This is a genomic window from Streptomyces lydicus, from assembly GCF_001729485.1.
Taxonomy (GTDB): domain Bacteria; phylum Actinomycetota; class Actinomycetes; order Streptomycetales; family Streptomycetaceae; genus Streptomyces; species Streptomyces lydicus_D.
This window is the reverse complement of sequence record NZ_CP017157.1, coordinates 1,723,307-1,745,209: the sequence shown is the minus strand read 5'-3', so window position 1 is coordinate 1,745,209 and position 21,903 is coordinate 1,723,307. Positions and strand designations below refer to the sequence as shown.

Here is a 21,903-nt window from a genome sequence, read left to right as displayed (position 1 = left end):
GTGTGAAGTCTCACCCGAGCAGGGTGTGAAGATCGGGGGCATGCCGGACACCAACGGTTCATGAGCACGGACGACGCCTTCGCCGACGCCTATCGCGCGCACTACTGGGCGGTCAGCCGCTTCGTGGCGCGGCGGCTGGACGGGCAGGCACACGACGTCGAGGAAGTGGTGGCGGAGGTCTTCTCCATAGCCTGGAGACGTCGCGCCGAACTTCCCGAGGCGCCGCTGCCCTGGCTGTACGGGGTGGCCCGCAACTGCCTGGCCAACACGGTGCGCGGGCTGGGCCGTTACCGGCGGCTGCTGCGCCGCCTGGGCAACCACGAGGCGGCGCACCAGCGGCAGACCGTCGAGAGCCCGGACGCGGACCGGCCCGGCGCGTGGGTGCACGAGGTGCTGGCCCGCCTCTCCCCCGCCGACCAGGAGGTGCTGCGGCTGGCCACCTGGGAGGAACTGACCGTCGAGGAGCTGGCGGAGGTCCTCGGGTGCGGTCCGGGCGCGGCGGCCATGCGGCTGCACCGGGCGCGCCGCCGCCTTCGCACGGAGATCGACCGTATGCGGATGACCGTGTCCGTACGAGCAGGAGACGACCGCCATGCATGACGAACTGGAGCTGCTGCGCGCGGCCAATCCCGTACCGGCCGGCGAAGGACCCTGGCGGGACCGGCCGCTGGACGCCCGCGCCGAGCGGGCCCTGAACCGTCTCCTGCACAGCAGGCGCACCCGGCGGGCCGGGCGGCGCCTCGTGCTGCGCGCCGAGGCCGCGGTGCTCGCGCTCGTCGCCGTGCTCGCCTTCACCTTCTCCGACGCCGGCAGCGGCCCGGCCGTCGCGGCACCGGTCGCCCTGGCGCCGCGCGCCGGCACTCCGGCGGTGTCGCTGGACGTGCTCGCCCGCCGGGCGGCGGCCAGGGCGCGCGCGGCCGGTGCCGCGGACGGGCCGCGCCGGGGCAGCCACCTGCAGAGCTGGTACCTGAGCCTGGAGTCCGGCCCGGACGCCGCGCCGCCCGTGACCGTGCCCGAGGAGCGCATCACCCGTTGGAACGCCGACGGCAGCGGCTCCGAGATGGTCGTGGCCACCGATCCGCGGCACCCGGGCCGCCCGGTGATCCATGACGACGACGGCCACTGGCGGACCGTCAGCGACGGCAAGGTCCTGCACCACGAGACCTATCCGGCGGGCTCCGAGGCCCGGCACAGCGGGCTGTCCGCGCGGACGGCACCGCCGACGGACCCGGCGGCGCTGCGCGACCACCTGGCGCAGCTGTACGGCGGGGCGGGCGGCATCCGCACCACGCCCCAACTCCTGGAGGCGCTCTCCGCGTTCCGTCAGGAGTGGACGCCGGGCCCCCGGGAGACGGCCGCGATCGTGCGGCTGCTGGCCGAGGCGGACGGGCTGCGGCCGGCGGGCGCGGTCACCGACCGGCTGGGCCGGCGCGGCCAGGCGTACGTCCACGACGGGTCCGGAGGCCCGCACGGCAGCGGTGGCGCCGCGAAGGGGACGCGGCAGATGGTGATCCTCGACCCCGGCACCGGCGAACTCCTCGGCTTGGAGGTCACCTTCACCGAGGCCCAGCCGGACTTCAGGATCAAGGCCGGCGAGGTGATGTCGTACGAGGCGTGGATGCCGTGACGCCCGCCCGAGTGGCGAGGGGGCACGGGATGGCCGATCCTTGAGGGACGCGACGATCCACTACGGCGCGGCGGAGCACGGTGCCGCCGCGCCGTTTCGCATGGAGGGCCCCCGGGTCGCTTGCGTGTGACACACATCACAACACCCCCGACGGTTGCAGCGGATCCCCGCGATATGGATCACAACCGCGCGCCTCGCCAATCTCTTCGAGAAAGCGCGTTTCCCCTGGAAGGAGCGGGTATACGGCTGACTGTGCGGTCACCCGGACACTGTCCGTAATGATCCAGTCTGCCCCTATGGTCGACCTTTGCCCGTCGCTCAACGGCGGGCTCCGTTCCGCTTCCCCACGGCGGAACGCTGTCATGCAGTCGTCCAAGAGAGCGCAGGCGAGCGAACACGTGCCGACGCAGTCCCCCGTCGCCCAAGGGCCCAGCAAGCCGGCCGGCAGCCGTGCCGACGCCGCATCCGGTCCGCCGCAGGAGAGAGAGCCGGACCCGGAACTGCAGTCATCGGGCGAGGTGACCGTCGTCGACCCCGCGATGGTCAAGCGCGCGGTGTCGGCCGCCGCGCTGGGCAATGCGATGGAGTGGTTCGACTTCGGCGTCTACAGCTACATCGCGGTCACCCTCGGGCACGTCTTCTTCCCGTCCGGGAACCCGACCGCGCAGTTGCTGTCGACGTTCGGCGCCTTCGCGGCGGCGTTCCTCGTCCGGCCCATCGGCGGCATGGTGTTCGGCCCGCTCGGTGACCGGATCGGCCGGCAGAAGGTCCTCGCGATCACCATGATCATGATGGCGGTGGGCACCTTCGCCATCGGGCTGATCCCGTCGTACGCCTCCATCGGCGTCGGCGCGCCCGTCCTGCTGCTCGTCGCCCGCCTGGTGCAGGGCTTCTCCACCGGCGGTGAATACGGGGGCGCCTCCACCTTCATCGCCGAGTACGCGCCCGACAAGAAGCGCGGATTCCTCGGCAGCTGGCTGGAGTTCGGCACGCTCGCCGGTTACGTCGGCGGCGCCGGCCTGGTCACGCTGATGACCGCGCTGCTGTCCACCGAGGACCTCAACTCCTGGGGCTGGCGCATCCCGTTCCTGATCGCCGGCCCGATGGGCATCATCGGCCTGTACCTGCGGATGCGGCTTGAGGAGACCCCGGCCTTCGCCCAGTTGGAGAAGGAGGCGCGGACCAAGGAGAAGGCGCGCCGCGAGGCCGAGAAGCGCATCGGCGTCCGCGAGATGATCTTCGGTCAGTGGCGGTCCATGCTGCTGTGCATCGGCCTGGTCCTGGTCTTCAACGTCACGGACTACATGCTGCTGTCGTACATGCCGAGCTATCTGACCTCGGAGCTGAAGTACGACGAGACGCACGGGCTGCTGGTCGTCCTCGGTGTGATGGTGCTGATGATGGGCGTCCAGCCGTTCGCCGGCCGGCTCAGCGACCGCTTCGGCCGCCGCCCGGTGATCGCCGCGGGCTGCCTCGGCTTCCTGGTGCTGTCCGTGCCGGCCCTGCTGCTCATCCGGCAGGGATCGCTGCTCGCCATCGTGCTGGGCATGGCCGCGCTCGGCCTGCTGCTGGTCACCTTCACCTCGACGATGCCGGCCACGCTGCCCGCGCTGTTCCCGACCCGGGTCCGCTACGGCTCGCTGTCGATCGGCTTCAACGTCTCCGTGTCGCTGTTCGGCGGTACGACGCCGCTGGTGGTCACCGCCCTGATCGGCGCCACCGGCAACACGATGATGCCCGCCTACTACATGATGGCGGCGGCCGTGATCGGCGGCATCGCCGTCCTGCTGATGTCGGAGAGCGCCCGCAAGCCGCTGCCCGGCTCCCCGCCGGCCGTCGAGAACGAGGCGGAGGCCCGGGACGTCGTACGGGCGGCCCGTCGCCCGGCCACCGCGGCCTCGACCGCCTGAGCCACCCCCGCGTGCGGCGCGCCCCGCCGCACGGCCCCAGCACGCCACGCAGGCCCGTCCGGACCCTTCCGGCCGGGCCTGCGGCGTTCTGGCCTGCGGCGTTCTGTACCGCCCGGGAACCGGCCGGACCGCGGTCACCGTCTGTGGGGCGGAACAGGACGGCACGAGGCGGGGCGGGGCGCGATGGAACGGGGACGGGGAGCGGGCGCGGGACACGGCGGGGACGGGGGCCGGGCCGCGGCCGCCGCGCTGCGGCCCGCTGCGCGGCGGCGGGCGCTGCTGGTGGTGTTGCTGCTGCTGGCGGTGCAGCTGGTGTCGCTGGCCAGGCCCGCGTACGCCTGCGGTTGCGGTGCGATGGTGCACGACCCGCGGATGACCATGGCGGTGCACCGGGAGACCTCCGCGGTGACCTGGGACGGCAGGACCGAGCAGATCGTGATGCGCCTGACGGTGGACGGCACCGCCCCGGACGCCGCGTGGATCATGCCCGTCCCGCACCGGGCCACGGTGCGGCTGGGCGACCCCGCGCTCTTCGACCAGCTCTCGTCGCTGACCGAGCCGGCCGTCGCACAGCGCCACTACTTCTGGCCCCGGGGCGGCGACTGGCCGTTCGCGGGGGGCGACAGTGCCGAGGCGCCGCTGCCCGGGGCCCGCGGGCCGGGGGTCGGCGTGGTCGGCCGCGAGCGCCTGGGCCCCTTCGACGTCGCCCGGCTGACCGCCACCGACCCCGGCGCACTGCGCACCTGGCTGAAGTCCGAGGGCTTCCGGCTGCCCGCGTCCCTGGCGACCGAGCTCCGCCCGTACGTGGCGCGGCGCTGGGAGTACGTGGCGATCCGGCTCGCCCCCGCCGAGGCGGGCGGCCCGCTGACGGGCACCCTCGACCCGCTGCGGCTGTCGTTCGCCAGCGAACGTCTCGTCTACCCCATGCGCCTCTCCCGCCTCGCCAAGACGCCGCAGTCGCTGGGGCTCTACGTCCTCGCACCGCACCGGATGGAGCCACGCAGCGCGATCGGCGGCGCCCGGCCCGAGGTCACCTTCGCGGGCCGGATCGCCCCGGACGGAGCGGTGCGCGCCCTCCTCCGGCCCGGCCGTGACGAGGGGACCACCGGCCACGCCCACCCCGCCCACGCCTCCGAGGGGACCTTCCTCACCGCCGTGGAACAGAACTTCCCGCGGCCGCACCGCATCACCGGCGATCACGAACTCCGCCGCGCCCCCAAGGACACGTCGTTCCGGCAGGTCAGATACACCGACACGCTGCTCACAGTGGGCGGCGTCCCGGCCTGGTTGCTGACGGCCGGAGGGACGCTGCTGCTCCTGCTGGCGGGGGCGGTGGCACTCGCCGCCGGGGCCCGCGCGCGCCGGCCGGTGGCGGTGTACGTGCCCCCGCCCGGCGGAATGCCCCCGGTGTGACGCCGAAGCAGCGCACGAACCAGCGGTGGAAGTGCGCCTGGTCCGCGAAGCCGGCCTCGGTGGCCGCCTCCGCGGGGGTCCGGCCGGCGATCAGCAGCGACCGTGCGCGGCGCAGCCGCAGCAGCCGTTGGAAGTCGCTGGGCGCCATGCCGTACTCGGCCCGGAACGCCCGGTAGAGCGCGAAGCGGCTGCAGCCGGCCGCGTCCGCGAGGTCCTGGGCGGTCAACGGCTGGTCGTAGGCGGCGGCGAGCAGTTCGCGCACCCGCCGGGCCGCCCGGGTCCGGTCGCCCCCGGCCGGTTCCCGCGGCCCGGCGCCGACCACGCCGCGGGACGCGTTGCGCCGCACCATGGCCTCGACGGCCACCCCGAGCCGCTCCTCCCGGACCAGCGGGTCCGCGCCGCCGACCAGCGCCGGGTGCAGCCGGTGCAGGGCCCGGGCCAGCACCGGGTCGTCGACCACCGGGCGGTCGAACAGCGGCATGGCGCCCCGGCCGTCGGTGACGTCGTCGAGGACGGCGCGCACCACCTCCGGGCCGATGTGCATGATCCGGTAGGTGAAGCCGAGGTCGGCGGCCGCCTCGCCGTCGTGCGGATCGTCCGGGTTGAACGCCATCACCATGCCGGCGGCGCTGGTGTGCCCGGCACCGCGGCAGGTGAAGCGCTGCGCGCCGGTCTCCGTCACGGCGAAGGAGTAGGCGTCGTGGCTGTGCGGAGCGAAGACATGGCGGACGAAGTGCGCGTGCATCGCTTCCAGGGGCCGGTCCGGATCGCGCCAGTAGCGCACCCAGTCCCCGTCCTGCTGCCTGCTCATCCCCCCAGTGTGCAGCGCCGCACCAGCGTTCAAGACGGCCGTCCGGATGCCGGACGAGACTCCCCGCATGACCTCAACGACCGCTGCACCGCTGCCCGCCACCGCATCCGGCTCCGAGGGGGCCGTCGCCCCGCCGCTCCGCTTCGACACCAAGATCGCCGTCATCGTCCGCGACGACCTCGCCGTGTGGCAGAAGCTCAACGTCACCGCATTCCTGGCGAGCGGCATCGCACACGCCTCGGACACCGTCATGGGCAAGGACTACGAGGACGCCTCCGGGCACGGCTATCTGGCGCTCTTCCGGGAGCCGGTGCTGTGCTACACCGCGGACGCCGACGCACTGGCCCGCACCCATGCCCGCGCCCTCCGCCGCGCCGTACCGACCGCGCTGTACACCGCGGACATGTTCCGGACCGGCAACGACACCGACAACCGCGCGGCGGTCCGCACGGTGGCCGCCGACGCCCTCGACCTGGTGGGCCTGGCGGTCTACGGCCCCCGCGGCACCATCGACAAGATCACCAAAAGCCTGAAACTCCACGCCTGAAAACCCGACCCACCCGCGGCCCTGACCCACGCCTTTCCCACCCCATGCGGCACGATGGCCACCATGAGCATCGTGAAGATCAACGTTCTGACCGTCCCCGCCGAGCAACGGGAGGTCCTGGAAAAGCGCTTCGCCTCGCGCGCCGGCACCGTGGACTCCTCGGACGGCTTCGAGTGGTTCGAGCTGCTGCGGCCGCAACGGGTGCTCTGATGTACCACCGTTCCGCTCGATGCCGCTGACACTCCGCTAACACCACATGCGGCAAGATGGGCGCATGAGCGTAGTCAAGATCAACGTACTGACCGTCCCCGCCGAGCAGCGGGAAACCCTTGAGAAGCGCTTCGCCTCCCGCGCCCACGCGGTTGAGAGCTCAGACGGCTTCGAGTGGTTCGAACTCCTCCGCCCGGTCGAAGGCACCGACGACTACCTGGTGTACACGCGGTGGCGTGACGAGGAGTCATTCCAGGCGTGGATGGAGGGCCCCATGAAGGCGGCCCACCAGGGCGGTGGCGACCGGCCGAAGCCGGCAGCTAGCGGCTCTACGTTGTGGTCGTTCGACGTAGTGCAGCAAGCCCAGCCGAAGGCCCCGTAGCTCTGCTGTACCGGCACGTTGGTGACGGACGGCAATCTCTCGCTGGTGCTTGAGGAGGTAACGACCTTCTGACTCGGCGGATTGTGACATCTACCGGCGAGCCAGAAGGCCCTCGTGATCCACCGAAACGTCCTACTCACTCCGACCGTTAAGGCGCATCTGGCCCAGGGCGTCGCCGGCGGCAACTGTCCTGTCGAGCCCTCCCAGCACCCGCAGGAGCCCAGGTCAGCAAAGGTCCCTTTGCGATGACTGCGCGTCTCGTTCCGGTTGCTTCAGGCCAGGGAAGCGGCGCATCAACTCTTTCGCCTCTGCTGCTGCCGGCCCTCCTATTCCCAGAGCTCGATATACGAGCGGTGTGATCTCGTGTCTCCGAGCGGGCTTGCGGAGCGCACCCGCCCAAGCCGCAACTGCGCCCGCGGGAAGCTGGCGAATGGCATCATCTACGAGCCCGGGAGCGTGAGTCTCGCATGCTTGCACCCAGGCGGAGAGACCTTCGAACGGATCTGTGTAGTTGGAGGCAAGCCCCGCGACAAATCCCGAGCAATTAGCAACGGCGAGTTCGGCTGCAACTTGAGCATCGCAGCTAGCCAAGCTATCTAGCAGGACGGCAGCTAATGTCCAGTACTGGAGGTGGAGGGCCAGGTCGAGCGGCAGGCCGCGGCGTAGTAGCCGGGTTGCCATCCCGGGCGCCATGTGAGCGAGCAAAAGATCAATTTCTTCATATTGATCCTCGTGCCGTTCGAGGAGCTCTCGGGCTTCAGCAGGTCTGAATTCATAGAGAACTTCGACAGCGAACAGATGATTCCGGGACGGCACCGGAAGGCTTTTCTCAAATTCTGCTGCTAGCGTCTCCAGATCCATTCGGCCTACGATAGCTTTTCCGATCGTCGGGTCGGCTTCCCAAACAAAGGACACAAAGTCATGAAAGTTGTGCCAGGTTAGGTCGGTGCGGGGCAGCGAGAGCGCTTTGGCGAGTTGGTCGATATTGAGGCCACGGACGAAGTTCTTTGCCATTCGGCGGGCCGCACGGTCAGGCCCTCGCCTACCTCGGAGAAACTGCGGAGCAAATCCCAAGAGGAATGCCCAGGTGTCGAACATCTTCTGAGATTCAACGGGAGGGTTCCGCGAGACCTGGACAGCAAGATAGGGAGACATTTGCTCAAATATCGCGAGCCCAAGATCCCGTGACGTAAAGGCCAAGGCTTTGAACAGCTCGTCAACATCTCGAATGCTTGCGGGAGGGCTGGCGGCGAGCGCACGGAAGGCACTCGGGTCATAGGAGTCACCAACACTCTGCATAAGACGCGCACCGCCGCTCTGTGTAATCCTCTCGACGGCATGAGTGGTGGAGTAAATATGCGGCCAGCCGCCTGCGGGAATCAGGCGCGCGAGTGCATGTGGGTCCATGTCGGCGAGGAGTTGCTCGGTAAAGATGCGGTCCTCGTGCGACAGCGTATTAATCAAGTCTCCGATCGCCCATCCATTCTCAGGCGAGATATCGAAAACCCATTCGCGGATTCTGCAGCGGTGATCCCGAATCAGGTCCAGGCAGCCACGCGCGCCCAGACGCAGCAGCCGTTCAAGGAGTTGGGCGGCCATACCCGCATCGACGCCAGGAGGGGTGGCCAGTGCACGTTCGGCCAGTGCGCGGAGCCGCGAGCGGGTGAGGACGCCGTTTTCACGGAGCACTCCCCGTGCTTCCATCCCGTGATTTCGCCCGACCAGCCATGCAGCGCCTCGCAGTGATGTGTCGTGTGCGTCCAGCGCGAGACAGAGAAGAGTTGCTACAGCCTCACGGTCTGCCTCGACCTGGCTCTGCGGGAGCAGCGCCCGGGCACGCCGCGTACGGCGGGCAGGGGGCTCGTAAGCTGACGGGACGGGCGGTGCTGCTGACGCGATCGGCGGAATCACGATCCGCTTCTGAGCCGGCAAGCTGACGTCCGGTGGGTGGAGCATCCATGTGATTAGCGCCCATGCGGACCTGAGGTGTGCGCAGCGCAGAACTCCGTCGCTCACTGCAGTTAGGCGTTTGTTCTCAAGGATGCGAAGTCCGCAATCGATCCAGTCGCGGTCACGGCCAAGTGCCTGAGCGTAAGGCTCGAGGTCTTCAGCCGTCACACCGGCATCGACACTGGCGACCTGCGCTACAGCGAGCGCCAGCAGGACCAGGTCTGCACGGTCTTGCCCACGGAGGTCAAGGGCATCGCGTTCAGTGCGCCGCCAGCCACCGGTGAGCGTGTAGAAGAATCGCCACGCTGAATCCTCCCTGGAGGCTTCAGCGAGGCGATCAAGCAAAGACTCATCACCGATCTGATCCCCCACGAGGTCGTCCAGTTGACGTAACGTAGGCAGGATCTCACCCGCACGTTTACGCATTTCGGCGGCAAGAGTGCCCACCGCGGCAGCGTCACTGATGCGATACGTCGTGACGCCGCCTGCCACATGGTCCACACCGACGATCAGTACCAGCTGATCCGAGGTGGCAGTCTCAGCCAGTTCACGGACCAGGTCTGCGGACAGGTCCTGCGCATCGTCGATCAAAAGAATCTTGCGATGTGGATGCGAGGCAAGGTCCGCCGTCCACTGCCGCGGGCCACGGTTACGGGCCTGATCTCGCAATCTCAGCGCCTCATAGCCGTCTTTGACGAGATCGCTCAAAGCCTGGTAAGCGGTAATTGACTTGCCACAGCCGCTATCCCCGTTGAGCACGACGGCGTGATCGCGCCGCAGCCCGTCGACGATGAGATCGACTTCAAAGAGTCGAGGACAGGCATCCACATCGGCAGGGCCGAGGCGCGCCCCAGCCAAAGCACGCCCGATATCCCCCTCGCCGGCGAACGAGAGAGTATGCCAGGACGACATGACTTCCCGTTCACGCACCTTGCTGGCGAGCGCGGGCAGAGCTAGATCGACTGTGGAGCGGATGTCGTCAGCTCCGGATGCTTCGGGCCCAATGTGACATATGCGCCACCCTTGATCTAGACGCGCGATTAGTTGCTCGACCGTGTACCGGTCTCGTTCTGCGCATCCAACCAGGAGCAAAGTGCGCGGGTGGCCTGACACAAGATGGCGGACCCGGTCATCGAGGTCCGCACTTAGCGTTCCAGGCATATGCGGAAGCACCCAGTGCTGCTCAGGACGGGCAGCATCGCCGAGAGGCTTGAACAGGATTCCCGAGGGGACCCCTGTTCCGTACTGGCGGCGATAAGCGGACTCGAGAGCAGTGTCCCAGCCGAGCGATACAACGGCATCGACGACCCCAGCGTGGATCAGTGCTGCGAGTGCCTCGTGCGTAGGGGAGGGCTGTGCGCTGCGACGCAGATCGAGATTGGCCATCTCCTGTTGGAAGCGCCGCCTGGCGAGTATGGAGTCTTCCACAGCGCGCCACACCAGATCACTGCGAGCGCAGTCGTCGCGTATAAGGAGTCTCACAGGCTGATCGGGCTGGCCAAGTTCAGCAGCGAGCGCGGCTCGGGCTACGGGATCAGCGTCGATAGCGTTCCGCAACGATGCCGTCATCCCAGCGTTGGTTGACAGCCCGGTCCCGACGACGACAACAACGCCGAGCCCGAACCTCTCGTGCAGCTGTGCAATGCGATTGGAGACGTCATCGCTCATCGACTCCAGTTGGGCACTGACCGGCGGTGGCCCGTAAGCAGCCCCACCACTCGGCGAATCCGGGGGCTGAGTGCAGCGGTCTGCCGCCAAAGCCAACTCTCCCGCGTGGCTATCGAAGCGCTCCTGCGTAAGCCCGCGTACCTCCAGCCGGTCGCCGGGGTGAGGCGCTACAGGTGATTCATTCACGGGCACCAGATCAGGAGCCGAACCACCATGACTCTGCAGCGTCTCGACGAAAGTGGAGTTTTCGGCAAACCTACGGATTGGCAGCGCGCGCAGTCGGCGGTTCTCATGCTCCTCGTCGTCGTGGAGAACGATGCCAACAAGAACGTTTTGGCAGAAGACTGCCGCCCCCGAGACGCCGCCCCAAGCTCGCCGCCGGTCGGCTCGAAGACGCGGGGCAGCGTGCTGGTCAAGCGTGTAAAGGTCATGGGGGCCTTCGCCTCCAGCCAGTGGGGAGAGCACGCCGCGTAGGTGCTCCACCAGACGTTGATCGTCCTCCACCATGCTCTGGAGCGGGTATCCCAAGCCAGCGTATGGGAGGGCAGCAGTTCCAACCGGAAGGCCCCAGCGCACCGATCCTGGGACGCTCACTGGCGCGTTCAGGAGCAGCAGGGCCGCGTCGAGGCCGTCAGGATCGGTCCAGCAGACTGTGGCCAGACGCCGTTCCACGCCGCCGGACGGCGGATGGCCTACCCGGACGCTGATCCTCGGCCAGACCTCATCGGCTTCGTCGACGGTGACATGGCGAGCTGTTAGCACCAAGTGCGGGGCGATGAGGTAACCCGTCCCACCTTTGCGGCGGCCTGTGCCGTCGCAACGGACATCCGCCAATCTTCGCTCGTCCATGCACTCGCCTCAGCCCATGCCTCGATCAATCCCCCACCGTAGAGCGGTCATCCCTCGCCCCAGGAGCCGGACTCCTCAGCACCGACATGAACGCGCCCATCACCCGTGGCACGATCCTTGACCTTTAGCGCGAGGGTTAGCTTGTGAGTTCGCGTCGCTCCAGTCGAGCCGCCAACACCTACGGTGGCCACGCCGAACGTCAGCTTTCCCTCCCCGCGGCCCTCATTGCGCAGCTCCAACAGCAGCTCAAGCTGCGCTCCTTCAACCTCGAAGGCGAACTGCTCTCCTGCACTGGCGCTCTGGGCCGCATACAGTTCCTGTCGCAGTTCTTCGATTGCTGCAGCCAGCCCGATCTCTGCCACCTGTACCCCGTGCCCTCGCCTGTCGGGGCACCTTGTTGCCCCGATCTGATTCTTGACAGCCGATGGCGGCCGTCGATTTCGCAGTAGTTTGCCTAACCCCTTCATGCTGCGCCACCCCGGCACTAGTTCTCGGATCAGCGGGCGTCTCTTGCATCGCCCCTACTCGGCGGGCGTTGGCATGTCACCGTTCCATCACAAGCCCCACACCCCACCAACAGCCGCCGCATGATTGCCCCCTCAACCACCCCTGGGGGCCGAATGCATATCCGCACCGCCGCCATCGCAGTCCTTGCCGCTGGCCTGCTGCTTACAGCCTGCGGCAGCGACCAGGCCGAGCAAAGGGCCAAGCCAAGTCGAGCCCCCTCGGACGAGTTTCTCGGTGCCATCGTCGATCACCCCGTTCACAGCTGGGATGACAAAGGCCCGACTCAGAGGGAGCTCCTCGCCTACCCGCCAAAGTGGTGTGAAGCCCTCAAGCAGGGGCACAGCGTCGACTACCTCTTTAGTGCTGCTCAGGGACGCCTGTACCCCATCGGTGAGGACTGGGGCACCGAGAAGTCGGATGCCTACCAAGTACTCATCATGGCGGTGAAGGCGTACTGCCCGCCCTACCACGGCCGGGTTGTGCAGGAGCTACGCGATAGCGGCGTCTACTGACCTGGTGAACATGGGCCCACAGTTTCCCCAGGACTCTCAGCTGGGCACCCGCCGGTCCCCTCCCCCATCGCGAGGGGACGTGACCGTGCCATCTCTCAAAGATGCCTACCTGCTCCCACGGTCATTGTTGCCGAGGCGCTGTGGTGCTCTCGGCGGCCTTGCTGTGCCCTCGTCTCAGCCGGTGACGAGTCTGTACGGTCGTGATCGTGTCCGGCACACGTAGGTTGGTCGCCATAGCGTGTGCCGGTTGATCGCGCGCGACTAGGGGAGCTGGTTCGGGCATGGCGGTTGACGCTGCTCGGGGTGCAGAAGACGGGTTCACGTCGGCGGGGGCGGCGAGGGTGATGGCTGCCGCATGCCGGGATGCGGGGCTCGATGGCAGAGGAGCGGAACTGATCCGCTTCGGGGAAAACGGACTCTTTCGGCTGGCGTCAGAGCCGGTGGTCGTACGTGTGGCCCGCGGGGAAGAGTGGATGTCCAAGGCTCGTACGGAGGTGGCGGTTTCGCGGTGGTTGCACGGTGAAGGGTTCCCTGCAGCTCGCATCGTCGAGGGGCTGGAGCAGCCGTTCCTGATAGACGGCCATCCCGTGACCTTCTGGCATCTGATCGTTGAGGGCGACCGGAAGGCTACGTACAGGGAGTTGGGCGGCATCCTTCGTGACCTTCACGCCCTCACCATCCCGGATGGCCTTGAGCTGCCGGCGTTCGATCCCTTCGACAAGCAGGAACTGCGCCTGGACCGCGCCGTGATCCCGCACGATGACAAGCTCTTCTTGCGGAAGCGGTGGCGGGAGCTGCGGGACAAGTTCAACGACCTGCGGTTCGAGACGGTCAAGGGGCCCGTGCACGGTGACGCCCACGTGCAGAACCTCATGGTGGACGATCAAGGACAGGTGATCCTGATCGACTTCGAAGCCTTCTGCTTCGATCACCCGGAGTGGGATCTGATGGTTACGGCCGTGGAACACCACAGCCTTGGGTGGCAGACCGATGAGCAGTACGCCGACTTCGTTACCGCGTACGGGCGGGACCTGTACGACTGGCCCGGGTACGAGACGCTGCGCGGCCTCCAGGAGTTCGGCATGACGACGTGGCTCATGCAGAACGTGCAGGAAGACGAAGCGACCGCGGAGGAGTACCGGCGGCGTATTGCCGGCCTCCGGAATGACGACGCTCCTCGGGACTGGCGCCCCCGCTAGCTGCTACTCGTCGTCCAGCCGGGCAAGGGCCTCCCGCACCTGGTCATGGAAGGCGGCCACGGAGGGGTTCCCCGCGTGGATGCTGACCTCCTGCTGAAAGTCGGTGACGTAGCGCTGGAAGCGGGAGGACTGGAGGGAGTCTCCGCCATCGACCGCGAGGCTGGCGGTCTCAACGGCGGCTTCCAGTTCACCGTTCAGCAGCTGGCTCTGGGCGAGGACCATCCGGCAGAACCCGAGGGTGCGGGCGTACTTCGGGTCGGTGTCGTCGACCGCCCGTTGTGCGGCCTCGATCGACTCGCGGCGCATCTTGAGGTCGCGGAAGCAGTGGCAGAGTTCGCCCATGAGCTCTGCCGAGTCGAAGTAGCCGAGCCATTCCGGATCTTCGCCCGTGTCGGCTCGCTGGAAGTGGCGTTCGGCCTCGTTCATGGCTCGGCCGGCGCCGCCGGTGTCGCCTGCGTTCGCGTAGGCGCGAGCTTCCATGGCTGAGTAGTTCGCCATCGCGCGCGGGGTGGCTCGTCCCTTGGCTCCCTCGACGGCGGCCCGGGCGAGCTGGATGGCCTGAGCGTGGTGGCCGAGGTAGTTCGCCTGGTGGCTGAGGTTGCCGAGGATGCGGGCGCCGAACATGCGGTCGTCGATGACCTGGGACAGGCGTAACGTCGCGGTCAGGTAGCGGTGCGCGAGGGCGTGGTTCCCGGAGTCGTACGCGGTCCATCCGAGTAGCTGTGAGATCTCGGAAGCGGCGGCGAACAGTGCTGTGCCGACGCGTTCGCTGTAACTGGCGCCGAGCAGGGGCAGGACCTCGTGACGGAAGTAGTGGCGTAGGGCCTTGTGGCCATGCCCTCCGCCAAATTTGAAGTCGAGCTGCATGAACATCTCGGCGGCTGCCCTGATCGCTTTGACGTCGCGCATGCCGACGCGTTGGGTGGCGGGGCGATCGGCCTCGATGCCGTCTGGACGGGCGACGATCCAGGAGAGGACTGCGGCGCTGAGGTCGCCGTCGGGGATGATCAGCGGACTGTTCGACGGGGTCTCCGCCCGTTCCTCTGCGAGGCCATCCAGCGTCGACAGGACGTCGGGGACCGTGCGCGGGTATGCGGCCGGCGATGGAGCTGCGGGCTCCGACTGAGCGAAGAATCCGAGATCGCCGGGCGTGATCCGCCGGTTGAGCTTGGCGCTGAGTACGTCCGCCATGATCGCGGCCGTGCTCGGCTGGATCCCCGCGCCGTCCCTCCACCGCTGTACGGAGACATGGGTCGTCCCGAGATTGGTGCCGCGTTGCTCGGCGGCGTCCTTCATGCGTTTTGCGAGGCCCTTGTTCGAGACCTTCGCCTCGTCCATGACTGCGATCAGTTGCGCGTTCGGCTCTCGGTTCATGCTCCCCTGCCAACCCGAGAATGACGGCGAGTATTCATCGTGGCACAGGTCACTGACATAGGGGGTTCATCTGTGAACCCCCTCCGTATTCAGCGGTGTTCACGTGAACCCCCTGGAGAACGCTCCCGCTTCCGCCTGGCCTGCCCTTCACTGTTCTCACGGCAGCGAAGGTCGCACTGCCGGTAGTTGGAGGGAATGCGATGAGCGTTCGGAGGATGGATCGCGCGGCGTTGCGGCCGCAGGTCATGGCTCTTCCAGGCGGCGGCGCGCAGTTGGAGCAGTTCCGGGCGTTGACGCTGTTCGCGGAGTCGTCGGACACGGTCCAGGCAGCGCGGAAGATGATCCGCACCGCTCTCGAAGAATGGGCCTTGGGAGCGCTCGTCGACGATGTGGCGCTCTGTGTGTCCGAACTCGTGGGCAACGTGGTCCACCATGCGGTTCCCGACGAGTGCCTGGTGGTGCCGGGCGCCCCTCGCCGCGTCGACATCACTCTGACGAAGTGGCCCAAGTGGCTATTCCTCGGGGTGACCGATGAGGACTCCTCCCCGCCGTTGTTGCCACCTCGGGAGACCTCTTTCCCTGAGCTGGAAAGCGATCTGTCCGAGGCGTCACTACTGGACTCCGGCCGTGGTCTGAAGATCGTTGAGGTGCTGGCGGACAGCCTGTGGTGGTCGCTGGAAGAGGCAGGTGGAAAGACCGTGTTCTGCCGCTTCGACCTCGTGGGCAGCACCGGTCGGAGGTAGAGGAAACGTGGGCTGCTGCCGGCGGCGAGACTCCCTTCTGCGATCGGGGAGGCCGCGGCGGGCCCACCGCCGGACATGGAGCGACCACCGTGTCCGGCAAGGCGCGGCCCCTTGGCTCACGCTCCTTGAGGGCTGAGGGGTCGCGTCCACATCCACAAGCGAAGAGGCGTGCAGGTCTGGCACGGCACTCGATGAAGGGCGATGGGTGGCAATGGCACGGGTTTCGGCGACCCGCGTACGGCGCGGAGACGTGGTGAATGTGCGTGGCGAACTGCGAGAGGTGAAGGCGGTGCGGTCCGACCAGCGAGGGCCGAGCAAGCCGGCCTTGACGCTGGTCTTCAAGTCCGGGCGACCGCTGCGCGTGGATGCCTCGGACGAGCTGGCGGTGCGCCGCGGTGATCGGGAGCTCCGGTGACGCGATCGGTCTGGCGGTTCGCGGACTGGGCCCTGACGGTCGACACCTCGGGGAGCGGACCGATCTACGAGCAGGAGTGCATGTCCTGCGGTGACACCTCGGGTGCCGCGGACGGATACGAGGGACCGGATGTCTGGTGCCTGCGGCACGCGGGCCGTACCGGACACAGCGGGTTCCGATGTGTGGTGACGACCTTCTTCAGAGCCACGCTCGCAGAGCGTCGTCCCTGACACTCGCGCACAACAACCGAAGACCGAGACCGGGCCACCCCGTCAGCCGTGGAAAGCGAAGGGTGGCCCGGCAGGGGGCACGGCGGCCCCCGGTGCCTGATGGTACCGGGGCTGCCGTGTTGCCATTCCGCCCCGGACGAAAAGAAGTTGATGAAGCGATACCGCACCGGGACGGAGGCGGCGCACGTGATGCGCGATGACGGAGACGGGCTGATGGGTGACCTGAACGACGTGGGGCCTGATGCCTGGGTGTGGAACCCCCACGTCGGTTACCTGTCCGGCTGGCGGCAGGCCAGGGAGTCTGCGAGCCGACTGAATGACGCCCTGCGGGCTGCGGGCCTGGACTTGTCGACCGTCCGCGCGGTGCCCAATGTCGATGCCGAGGGCCGGGGTGTTGTGCGACTCGCAGCAGCCTTGCCCGCCGCCGATGAGCTTGCAGAACTGTTGCGGCGGTGCGGCACGAATGCACAGCGATGGGGGGCGTGACGATGTCGCTGTTGCCGCACTGCACCCTGCTACCCACAACTCGCGGCCGAACGCATCACCACGATGGCGCCGCGGAGAGCGGAGCGCCTACGGCGGGCTCAGCCACAGCGCGGCAGCTGCCCGCTCCCCCTCAGCCACAGCCGGGCAGCGCGGTCTCCTCACGCGCCTGCACCTGTGACGTCGGGAGTACGGCGCCCGGCTTCCACGGTCGGGGCAGCCCGGTCTCCGGGCCCAAGCCCCCCGCCTCTCCCCTCGTAGCCGGCCTACTTGACGCGAGCGACGACGAGAGCGGCCCGCGGCGTGCACCCGCAATATGGGCGGCTCGGCGATGCCGCCGTGCCTGGGGCGGAGAAGGTGGCTTCGGACGTTCAAGGGAGCGCTGGTGCGGGCGGCGGGGCGTCCGGCGGGACCGGCCGTCAGGCCGCAGCCCGCCGGGGCGGCCCGGCCGCCGGCGCGCCAGGGGCGCGCCCTTGAGGAAGTAGAGAAAGTTTCGACCGATCGTCGGCCGTCAGGGCGTCGTGGTGCGCGCGTTGCCGTCCTCATCCGCGGTGATCCGGTAGCCGAGTTGGGCGCGGTCGGCGCCGAGGCACAGCTCTTCGAGGAGGAGGGCCTGGTCGTCGAGGCCGTGTGCGGTGCGGGTGGTGTGCAGGACCGGGGTGGCGTCGGGGATGTGCAGCGCGGACCGTTCGTCGGGGAGGGGCATGCGGGCTCGTACGGTCTCGTGCCACCACAGCTTGTGGCCGGTCTTGGCGAGCATGCCGTAGATCGCTTCCGGCTCGGCGTCGGGACTGTCGGCGAGGCTCGGCACCTGGTCAGCGGTGGCGAACGGGATCAAGGTGCGGTGCAGGGCTCGGGCGCCGGTTGCCTGATCGATGAGTGTGCGGTCACAGCCGAACAGCTCCTCCATCTCTCCCAGTTGGAGAAGCGGGCCGGTAGTCGCGGTGGTCTGCGTGCGGTAGACACTCGGGCCGTCGACGATCTTCCAGGTCTCACCGTCGGCGGTGGTGAACTGGTCCGTTCCGCTGAGGCTGACGCGGCGCTCGACGGTGAGCACCGGCAGGCCGGAGGAGCGGACGAAGCTGCCCTTGCCGTGCTTGACCTCGATCAGTCCCTCGGCGCGGAGCGCGGCGATCGCGTTGCGCACGGTCGGGCGGGAGACCTTGTAGCGCTCGATGAGCTGAGCTTCCGAGGGGAGCGGCGCTCCTGGCTGGAACTCTCCGGACAAGATCGCTTCGCGGATGGCGGCGGCGACCTGCTGATAGAGCGCTCCCGGGCGCTGAATCTCTGCCATTGCGGGGCCTTCGTCTCGGTCGGATAGCAAGGGTGCGCATGACGTCAGTCGTCGCACATCACTCGTCAGCATAAGTACTTGCGCGCAAGCCGCATAGGGCTCCATAGTCGTAACTCGTCAGGACAAGTGACGTCAGCCACCCCGGCTGACGCATCAGTGGCCAAGGAGGCCAAAGAAATGCAGTCCATCCCTGTGGACACCACCCGGCTCGGCGTACTCCGTTGCGCCGTCGCGCCGGAACCGAAGATCGCGGACTTCGAGAGCAAGGAGGTCAAGAAGGACCGTGACGGCAACACGATCTACACCGTGGGCGTCACGGTCCGGCAGGAAGGCCGGCGGGTCTCGGTGATCGAGATCTCGATCACCGGAGAGCCGAAGGGCGTCGAGGAAGGGCACGAGGTCAGGGTCACCGGCCTCGAAGCCTTCGCGTGGGCGATGGGCGACCGGCACGGGATCAGCTTCCGCGCCGCCGCGATCACGCCCGTGCCGACCGTTCCGGCCGGCGCCGCTCAGCGCAAGGCGGGTGACGCGTGATGGGAGCGATCACCCTCGCGTTACTCCTGGCGGCACTCGCCTGGGTCCTGGTCGTGGGCAACTTCGTGCGGGAGCGGTATCCGGTCAGCGCCTGGTACCTCACCGGCTATCCGGTGGCCGTCGTCCGGGTGCTGGGGAGCTGGCGGAAGGTCGCACTGATCAACGACCTGACCGTCTCACGCCGACCTACCTGCGGACGCGTCGGTGACCTGGTGGTCAAGGGGGAAGCACTGCGGCCCATCGCCCCGCGGATCTCCTTCCCCACGGCGACGCGTACGGGGTTGCGCGTGGAAGTACGTCTCCACCCGGGGCAGACCCCGGCGCCGTTCATCGCGGCTGGTGATGCTTTGGCGCATGCCTGGCACATGCACGCGGTACGCGTCTCCTCCCCCGAGCGCGGCATCGTCCGCATGGTCGCCACCGCCGGCGACCCCCTGGAGCGCCCCGGCATCGCCTCCGCTCCGGCCGTTCTCCTCTCGGCCCTGCTCGGAGCACTGGAGAGCGGCGGCGCGTGGGTGATGAACCTGCGGAAGGAACCGCACTGGCTGATCACCGGGGCTACCCGGTCGGGCAAGTCCACGCTCCTGGCGCGACTCATCACCCAGCTCGCACCGCAGCCGGTCGCCCTCATCGGCATCGACTGCAAGGGGGGAATGGAACTGGGGCTCTTCGGCAGCCGACTCTCGGCTCTGGCCACCTGCCGCCGCGAGGCTGCCGCGCTACTGGGCGGGCTCGTGGTGGAGATGCAGGACCGGATGCGCATCTGCCGGGCAGCGGGCGCGCGCTCGATCTGGGAGCTGCCCGAGAAACAGCGGCCGGCACCGGTCGTCCTGATCGTCGACGAGATCGCCGAGTTGTACCTGTCCAACGGAACCCGCGGAGACCGGGCAGAGGCGGAGCAGTGCTCCACGTACCTCCTGCGGCTGGCTCAGCTCGGCGGCGCACTCGGACTCCACCTGGTGGTGGCCGGACAGCGGGTCGGCTCTGAACTCGGCCCCGGAGTCACTGCTTTGCGGGCACAGCTCGGCGGCCGGATCTGCCACCGGGTGAACGATCCCGGCACGGCGGAGATGACCCTCGGCGACCTCAACAAGGACGCCGTGGCCGTGGCCCAGTCGATCAGCGCGGAGGAGAAGGGCGTAGCCGTCTGCACCGGCACGGACGGCGGCTGGGGCCGGGCCCGCTCGCACCTGACCCGACCCGAAGAGGCCAAGGAAGCCGCAGTGAAGTACGCCGACCTGGCGCCCGAACTTCCGGGCCTCGCAAGCGCCCTGAAAACCCTGGAAGCGGAGGCAGAGGCATGAGCGATGTAGCGGCCATCCCGTTCGCGGTGGCCTTCGGAATCATCACCGTGCTCCTGGTGCGCTCCCGCGACGTCCGGGCCTGGGAAGCCGTGCTCATCGCGCTCTTCGGCGTCTACATCGGCCAGACCCCGGTGATCTTCACCATCAACGGTCTCGTGACCTGGGTCTTCTCGGGCTTCCAGCACACCTAGGAACGGGAGACACAACATGCCCATGCACCGCGTGCGCTGCCCTCACTGCAAGGGCGAAGGAGCCCGTACGACCTGGGCCGGCCGTCGGCGCCGATGCCGGATCTGCCGGGGCACCGGAACCATCCGCTGACTGCCCACTCAACACCCGACCACGCAAGGAGCGAAGCCCATGGACGACACCACGCCACCACCTAGCCACTGTGCCGCTTCGGCGGCCCACCCCGGAAGGTCACCACCATCCCCTCCGAGATCACCTCGGCTGACAGGCGCGCCGCCCTCGACCGCGCGGCGCGCCTGCGCCAGCTCTCCGACATCGACCGCGACGCCATCCGGCTCGCACAAGACCCGCAATTCCCCCGCTGGCTTGAGCAGATCACCGCTACCGGCGGCTGCGCCAACCCGATCCACCTGGCCGGCTCGACCACCACGCGCGACGCCACGACCGGCGAGATCCTGCACAGTTACGACACACGAAACGAACCCGGCGAGCGCCTTCTCGTCCGCTGCCGCAACCGCCGGGCCACCGTCTGCGCACCCTGCTCCCGCCTCCACGCCGGCGACACGTTCCACCTCGTGCGCGCCGGGCTCATCGGCGGCAAGAACGTCCCGGTCGACGTGCGCGATCACCCGCGGCTCTTCGTCACCCTGACCGCTCCGTCCTTCAGCCCGGTTCATCGCACGTCCACAGGCGGTGAACGCTGCCGGCCGCGACGCCATGCGGCCCACTGTGCACACGAACGCCCGACCGGCTGCTGCTCCGTCCACGATCCCGCTGACTCCCTTGTCGGCCAGCCGCTGTGCGTTGACTGCTACGACTACGTAGCGCACGTCCTGTGGCACGCGCATGTCGGGGAGCTCTGGGACCGGTTCACTCGTGCCGTCCGTCGGCGCCTGGCCGTGACGGCCGGCCTCCCGCAGAGCCGCTTCCCCGATCACGCCCGACTGTCCTTCGCCAAGGTCGCCGAGTACCAAAAGCGGGCGGCGGTCCACGTCCACGTCGTCGTCCGGCTCGACGGCCCGGCCGGCCCGGCAGATCCGCCTCCGCCCTGGGGCTCAGCCGATCGGCTTACCGCCGCCGTGCAAGCAGCTGCCCGCTCCGTCGTCGTCCGGGTGCCCTACAGCCCAGCCATCGGCGAGCACGCGTTGCGCTGGGGCCGAGAGATCGACGTTCGGCCGCTCCGCGCCCGTCCTGAGGACTATGGCCTGACGGACGATGCTGTGGCTGCGTACGTGGCCAAGTACGTCACCAAAGGAGCGAGCGACGCGGCAGGCGGCGCCGATCGGCGGCTCACGGCCTGGGATGACATCGACGCGGTGCGCTCCTCGCCTCATGTCCGAGCCCTGATGCGCACCTGTTGGAGGCTCGGTGGTCTGGCGGAGTTCGAACCGCTGCGACTGCGGTCCTGGGCACACACCCTCGGATTCCGCGGACACATCCTCACCAAGTCCCGGTCGTATTCCGCGACGTACGCAGCTCTGCGGGCGGAGCGGGCAGCGCACGAGGGGCACGACGATGTACCCGGCACGGTCACGGATGTGTCTTGGCGTTATGTCGGCTCGGGTCACACACCGGGCGCTGCCCTCATCGCCGCGGGAGTCGCCGAAGACTTGGCTCGCAATCGCGATTACGCCCGGTCAGAGGGGCAGTCCGCCGCGAGAGCGGACTACTGATGGAGCCGGATCAAGAACTACGCGAATGGGCGCGGGCTCACGCCCGGAAGGCGCCTCGTTGGTCAGAGCGGAAATGGCG

Annotated in this window: 22 protein-coding genes and 1 pseudogene; 18 read left to right on the top strand and 5 right to left on the bottom strand. The window is 68.3% G+C overall.

Annotated elements, in window-relative coordinates:
- The first annotated feature begins 60 nt into the window (after nt 1-60).
- The 4 genes and pseudogenes from SL103_RS07495 to SL103_RS07480 form a co-directional block, all read left to right on the top strand.
- Nucleotides 61-600: an RNA polymerase sigma factor gene (locus tag SL103_RS07495; RefSeq protein WP_069567960.1), complete on the top strand. Its 540-nt coding sequence runs from the start codon at nt 61-63 to the stop codon at nt 598-600.
- A complete protein-coding gene (locus SL103_RS07490) occupies nt 593-1,627 on the top strand; it encodes a CU044_5270 family protein (protein ID WP_069567959.1) in 1,035 nt (344 codons plus the stop codon). The genes SL103_RS07495 and SL103_RS07490 overlap by 8 nt, the downstream gene beginning before the upstream one ends.
- Nucleotides 1,628-1,989: 362 nt before the next feature.
- The gene (gene proP, locus SL103_RS07485; protein WP_244303862.1) at nt 1,990-3,537 is read left to right on the top strand and encodes a glycine betaine/L-proline transporter ProP; all 1,548 of its coding nucleotides are present in this window, start codon (nt 1,990-1,992) and stop codon (nt 3,535-3,537) included.
- A gap of 183 nt (nt 3,538-3,720) precedes the next feature.
- Nucleotides 3,721-4,734: pseudogene (locus SL103_RS07480) on the top strand (DUF2330 domain-containing protein); the annotation flags it as partial.
- Between the two features lie 64 nt (nt 4,735-4,798).
- Here SL103_RS07480 and SL103_RS35800 read toward each other — a convergent pair.
- Nucleotides 4,799-5,761 carry an AraC family ligand binding domain-containing protein gene (locus tag SL103_RS35800; RefSeq protein WP_079145615.1) on the bottom strand — a complete coding sequence of 321 codons (963 nt, stop codon included), beginning with the start codon at nt 5,759-5,761 and terminating at the stop codon, nt 4,799-4,801.
- A gap of 67 nt (nt 5,762-5,828) precedes the next feature.
- Between SL103_RS35800 and SL103_RS07475 the strand changes: the two genes are divergently transcribed.
- From SL103_RS07475 to SL103_RS07465, 3 genes are all read left to right on the top strand, one after another.
- Nucleotides 5,829-6,308 carry a DUF2000 domain-containing protein gene (locus SL103_RS07475; protein ID WP_079145614.1) on the top strand — a complete coding sequence of 160 codons (480 nt, stop codon included), beginning with the start codon at nt 5,829-5,831 and terminating at the stop codon, nt 6,306-6,308.
- A 63-nt stretch (nt 6,309-6,371) separates the two neighbouring features.
- Nucleotides 6,372-6,518, top strand: a complete 147-nt coding sequence (locus SL103_RS07470; RefSeq protein ID WP_432215341.1) for an antibiotic biosynthesis monooxygenase family protein — start codon at nt 6,372-6,374, stop codon at nt 6,516-6,518.
- Between the two features lie 64 nt (nt 6,519-6,582).
- Complete coding sequence (locus SL103_RS07465) at nt 6,583-6,900, top strand: antibiotic biosynthesis monooxygenase family protein (RefSeq protein WP_069567958.1); 318 nt, start codon at nt 6,583-6,585, stop codon at nt 6,898-6,900.
- Between the two features lie 225 nt (nt 6,901-7,125).
- Here SL103_RS07465 and SL103_RS37680 read toward each other — a convergent pair whose 3' ends face one another.
- Complete coding sequence (locus SL103_RS37680; RefSeq protein ID WP_164492767.1) at nt 7,126-10,518, bottom strand: hypothetical protein; 3,393 nt, start codon at nt 10,516-10,518, stop codon at nt 7,126-7,128.
- A gap of 213 nt (nt 10,519-10,731) precedes the next feature.
- Here SL103_RS37680 and SL103_RS07440 point away from each other — a divergent pair, with 213 nt between their 5' ends.
- Nucleotides 10,732-10,992 (top strand): hypothetical protein, encoded by a 261-nt coding sequence (locus SL103_RS07440; protein WP_069567953.1) that lies wholly within the window; start codon nt 10,732-10,734, stop codon nt 10,990-10,992.
- Between the two features lie 422 nt (nt 10,993-11,414).
- On the opposite strand, the gene SL103_RS35795 is transcribed toward SL103_RS07440, so the two are convergent.
- Nucleotides 11,415-11,729: a trypco2 family protein gene (locus SL103_RS35795; protein ID WP_079145613.1), complete on the bottom strand. Its 315-nt coding sequence runs from the start codon at nt 11,727-11,729 to the stop codon at nt 11,415-11,417.
- A gap of 258 nt (nt 11,730-11,987) precedes the next feature.
- Between SL103_RS35795 and SL103_RS07430 the strand changes: the two genes are divergently transcribed.
- Entirely contained in the window at nt 11,988-12,386 is a 399-nt protein-coding gene (locus tag SL103_RS07430; protein ID WP_069567951.1) for a hypothetical protein, read from the top strand.
- A gap of 281 nt (nt 12,387-12,667) precedes the next feature.
- A complete protein-coding gene (locus SL103_RS07425) occupies nt 12,668-13,585 on the top strand; it encodes a phosphotransferase family protein (protein ID WP_069567950.1) in 918 nt (305 codons plus the stop codon).
- A gap of 3 nt (nt 13,586-13,588) precedes the next feature.
- Here the strand turns inward: SL103_RS07425 and SL103_RS07420 are convergent, their stop codons facing one another.
- Nucleotides 13,589-14,959: a sporulation protein gene (locus tag SL103_RS07420; protein WP_069567949.1), complete on the bottom strand. Its 1,371-nt coding sequence runs from the start codon at nt 14,957-14,959 to the stop codon at nt 13,589-13,591.
- A 215-nt stretch (nt 14,960-15,174) separates the two neighbouring features.
- Between SL103_RS07420 and SL103_RS07415 the strand changes: the two genes are divergently transcribed.
- The 4 genes from SL103_RS07415 (at nt 15,175) to SL103_RS07410 (ending at nt 16,833) form a co-directional block, all read left to right on the top strand.
- On the top strand, nt 15,175-15,702 hold the full coding sequence (locus tag SL103_RS07415) for an ATP-binding protein (RefSeq protein ID WP_244303861.1): 528 nt from the start codon (nt 15,175-15,177) through the stop codon (nt 15,700-15,702).
- A gap of 250 nt (nt 15,703-15,952) precedes the next feature.
- The gene (locus SL103_RS37675) at nt 15,953-16,117 is read left to right on the top strand and encodes a hypothetical protein (protein ID WP_164492766.1); all 165 of its coding nucleotides are present in this window, start codon (nt 15,953-15,955) and stop codon (nt 16,115-16,117) included.
- Nucleotides 16,114-16,347, top strand: a complete 234-nt coding sequence (locus SL103_RS35790) for a hypothetical protein (RefSeq protein ID WP_079145612.1) — start codon at nt 16,114-16,116, stop codon at nt 16,345-16,347. Before SL103_RS37675 ends, SL103_RS35790 begins: the two co-directional genes overlap by 4 nt.
- A gap of 150 nt (nt 16,348-16,497) precedes the next feature.
- Complete coding sequence (locus tag SL103_RS07410; RefSeq protein WP_244303860.1) at nt 16,498-16,833, top strand: hypothetical protein; 336 nt, start codon at nt 16,498-16,500, stop codon at nt 16,831-16,833.
- Nucleotides 16,834-17,341: 508 nt separating this feature from the next.
- Here SL103_RS07410 and SL103_RS07405 read toward each other — a convergent pair.
- Complete coding sequence (locus tag SL103_RS07405) at nt 17,342-18,124, bottom strand: GntR family transcriptional regulator (protein WP_069567947.1); 783 nt, start codon at nt 18,122-18,124, stop codon at nt 17,342-17,344.
- 177 nt (nt 18,125-18,301) lie between these two features.
- Between SL103_RS07405 and SL103_RS07400 the strand changes: the two genes are divergently transcribed.
- The 4 genes from SL103_RS07400 (at nt 18,302) to SL103_RS07385 (ending at nt 21,824) form a co-directional block, all read left to right on the top strand.
- Nucleotides 18,302-18,658 (top strand): hypothetical protein, encoded by a 357-nt coding sequence (locus SL103_RS07400; RefSeq protein ID WP_069567946.1) that lies wholly within the window; start codon nt 18,302-18,304, stop codon nt 18,656-18,658.
- Nucleotides 18,658-19,962 (top strand): FtsK/SpoIIIE domain-containing protein, encoded by a 1,305-nt coding sequence (locus SL103_RS07395; protein WP_069567945.1) that lies wholly within the window; start codon nt 18,658-18,660, stop codon nt 19,960-19,962. Before SL103_RS07400 ends, SL103_RS07395 begins: the two co-directional genes overlap by 1 nt.
- Nucleotides 19,959-20,153: a hypothetical protein gene (locus SL103_RS07390; protein WP_069567944.1), complete on the top strand. Its 195-nt coding sequence runs from the start codon at nt 19,959-19,961 to the stop codon at nt 20,151-20,153. Before SL103_RS07395 ends, SL103_RS07390 begins: the two co-directional genes overlap by 4 nt.
- Before the next feature lie 237 nt (nt 20,154-20,390).
- Complete coding sequence (locus tag SL103_RS07385) at nt 20,391-21,824, top strand: replication initiator (RefSeq protein WP_397778028.1); 1,434 nt, start codon at nt 20,391-20,393, stop codon at nt 21,822-21,824.
- The last annotated feature ends 79 nt before the right edge of the window (nt 21,825-21,903 follow it).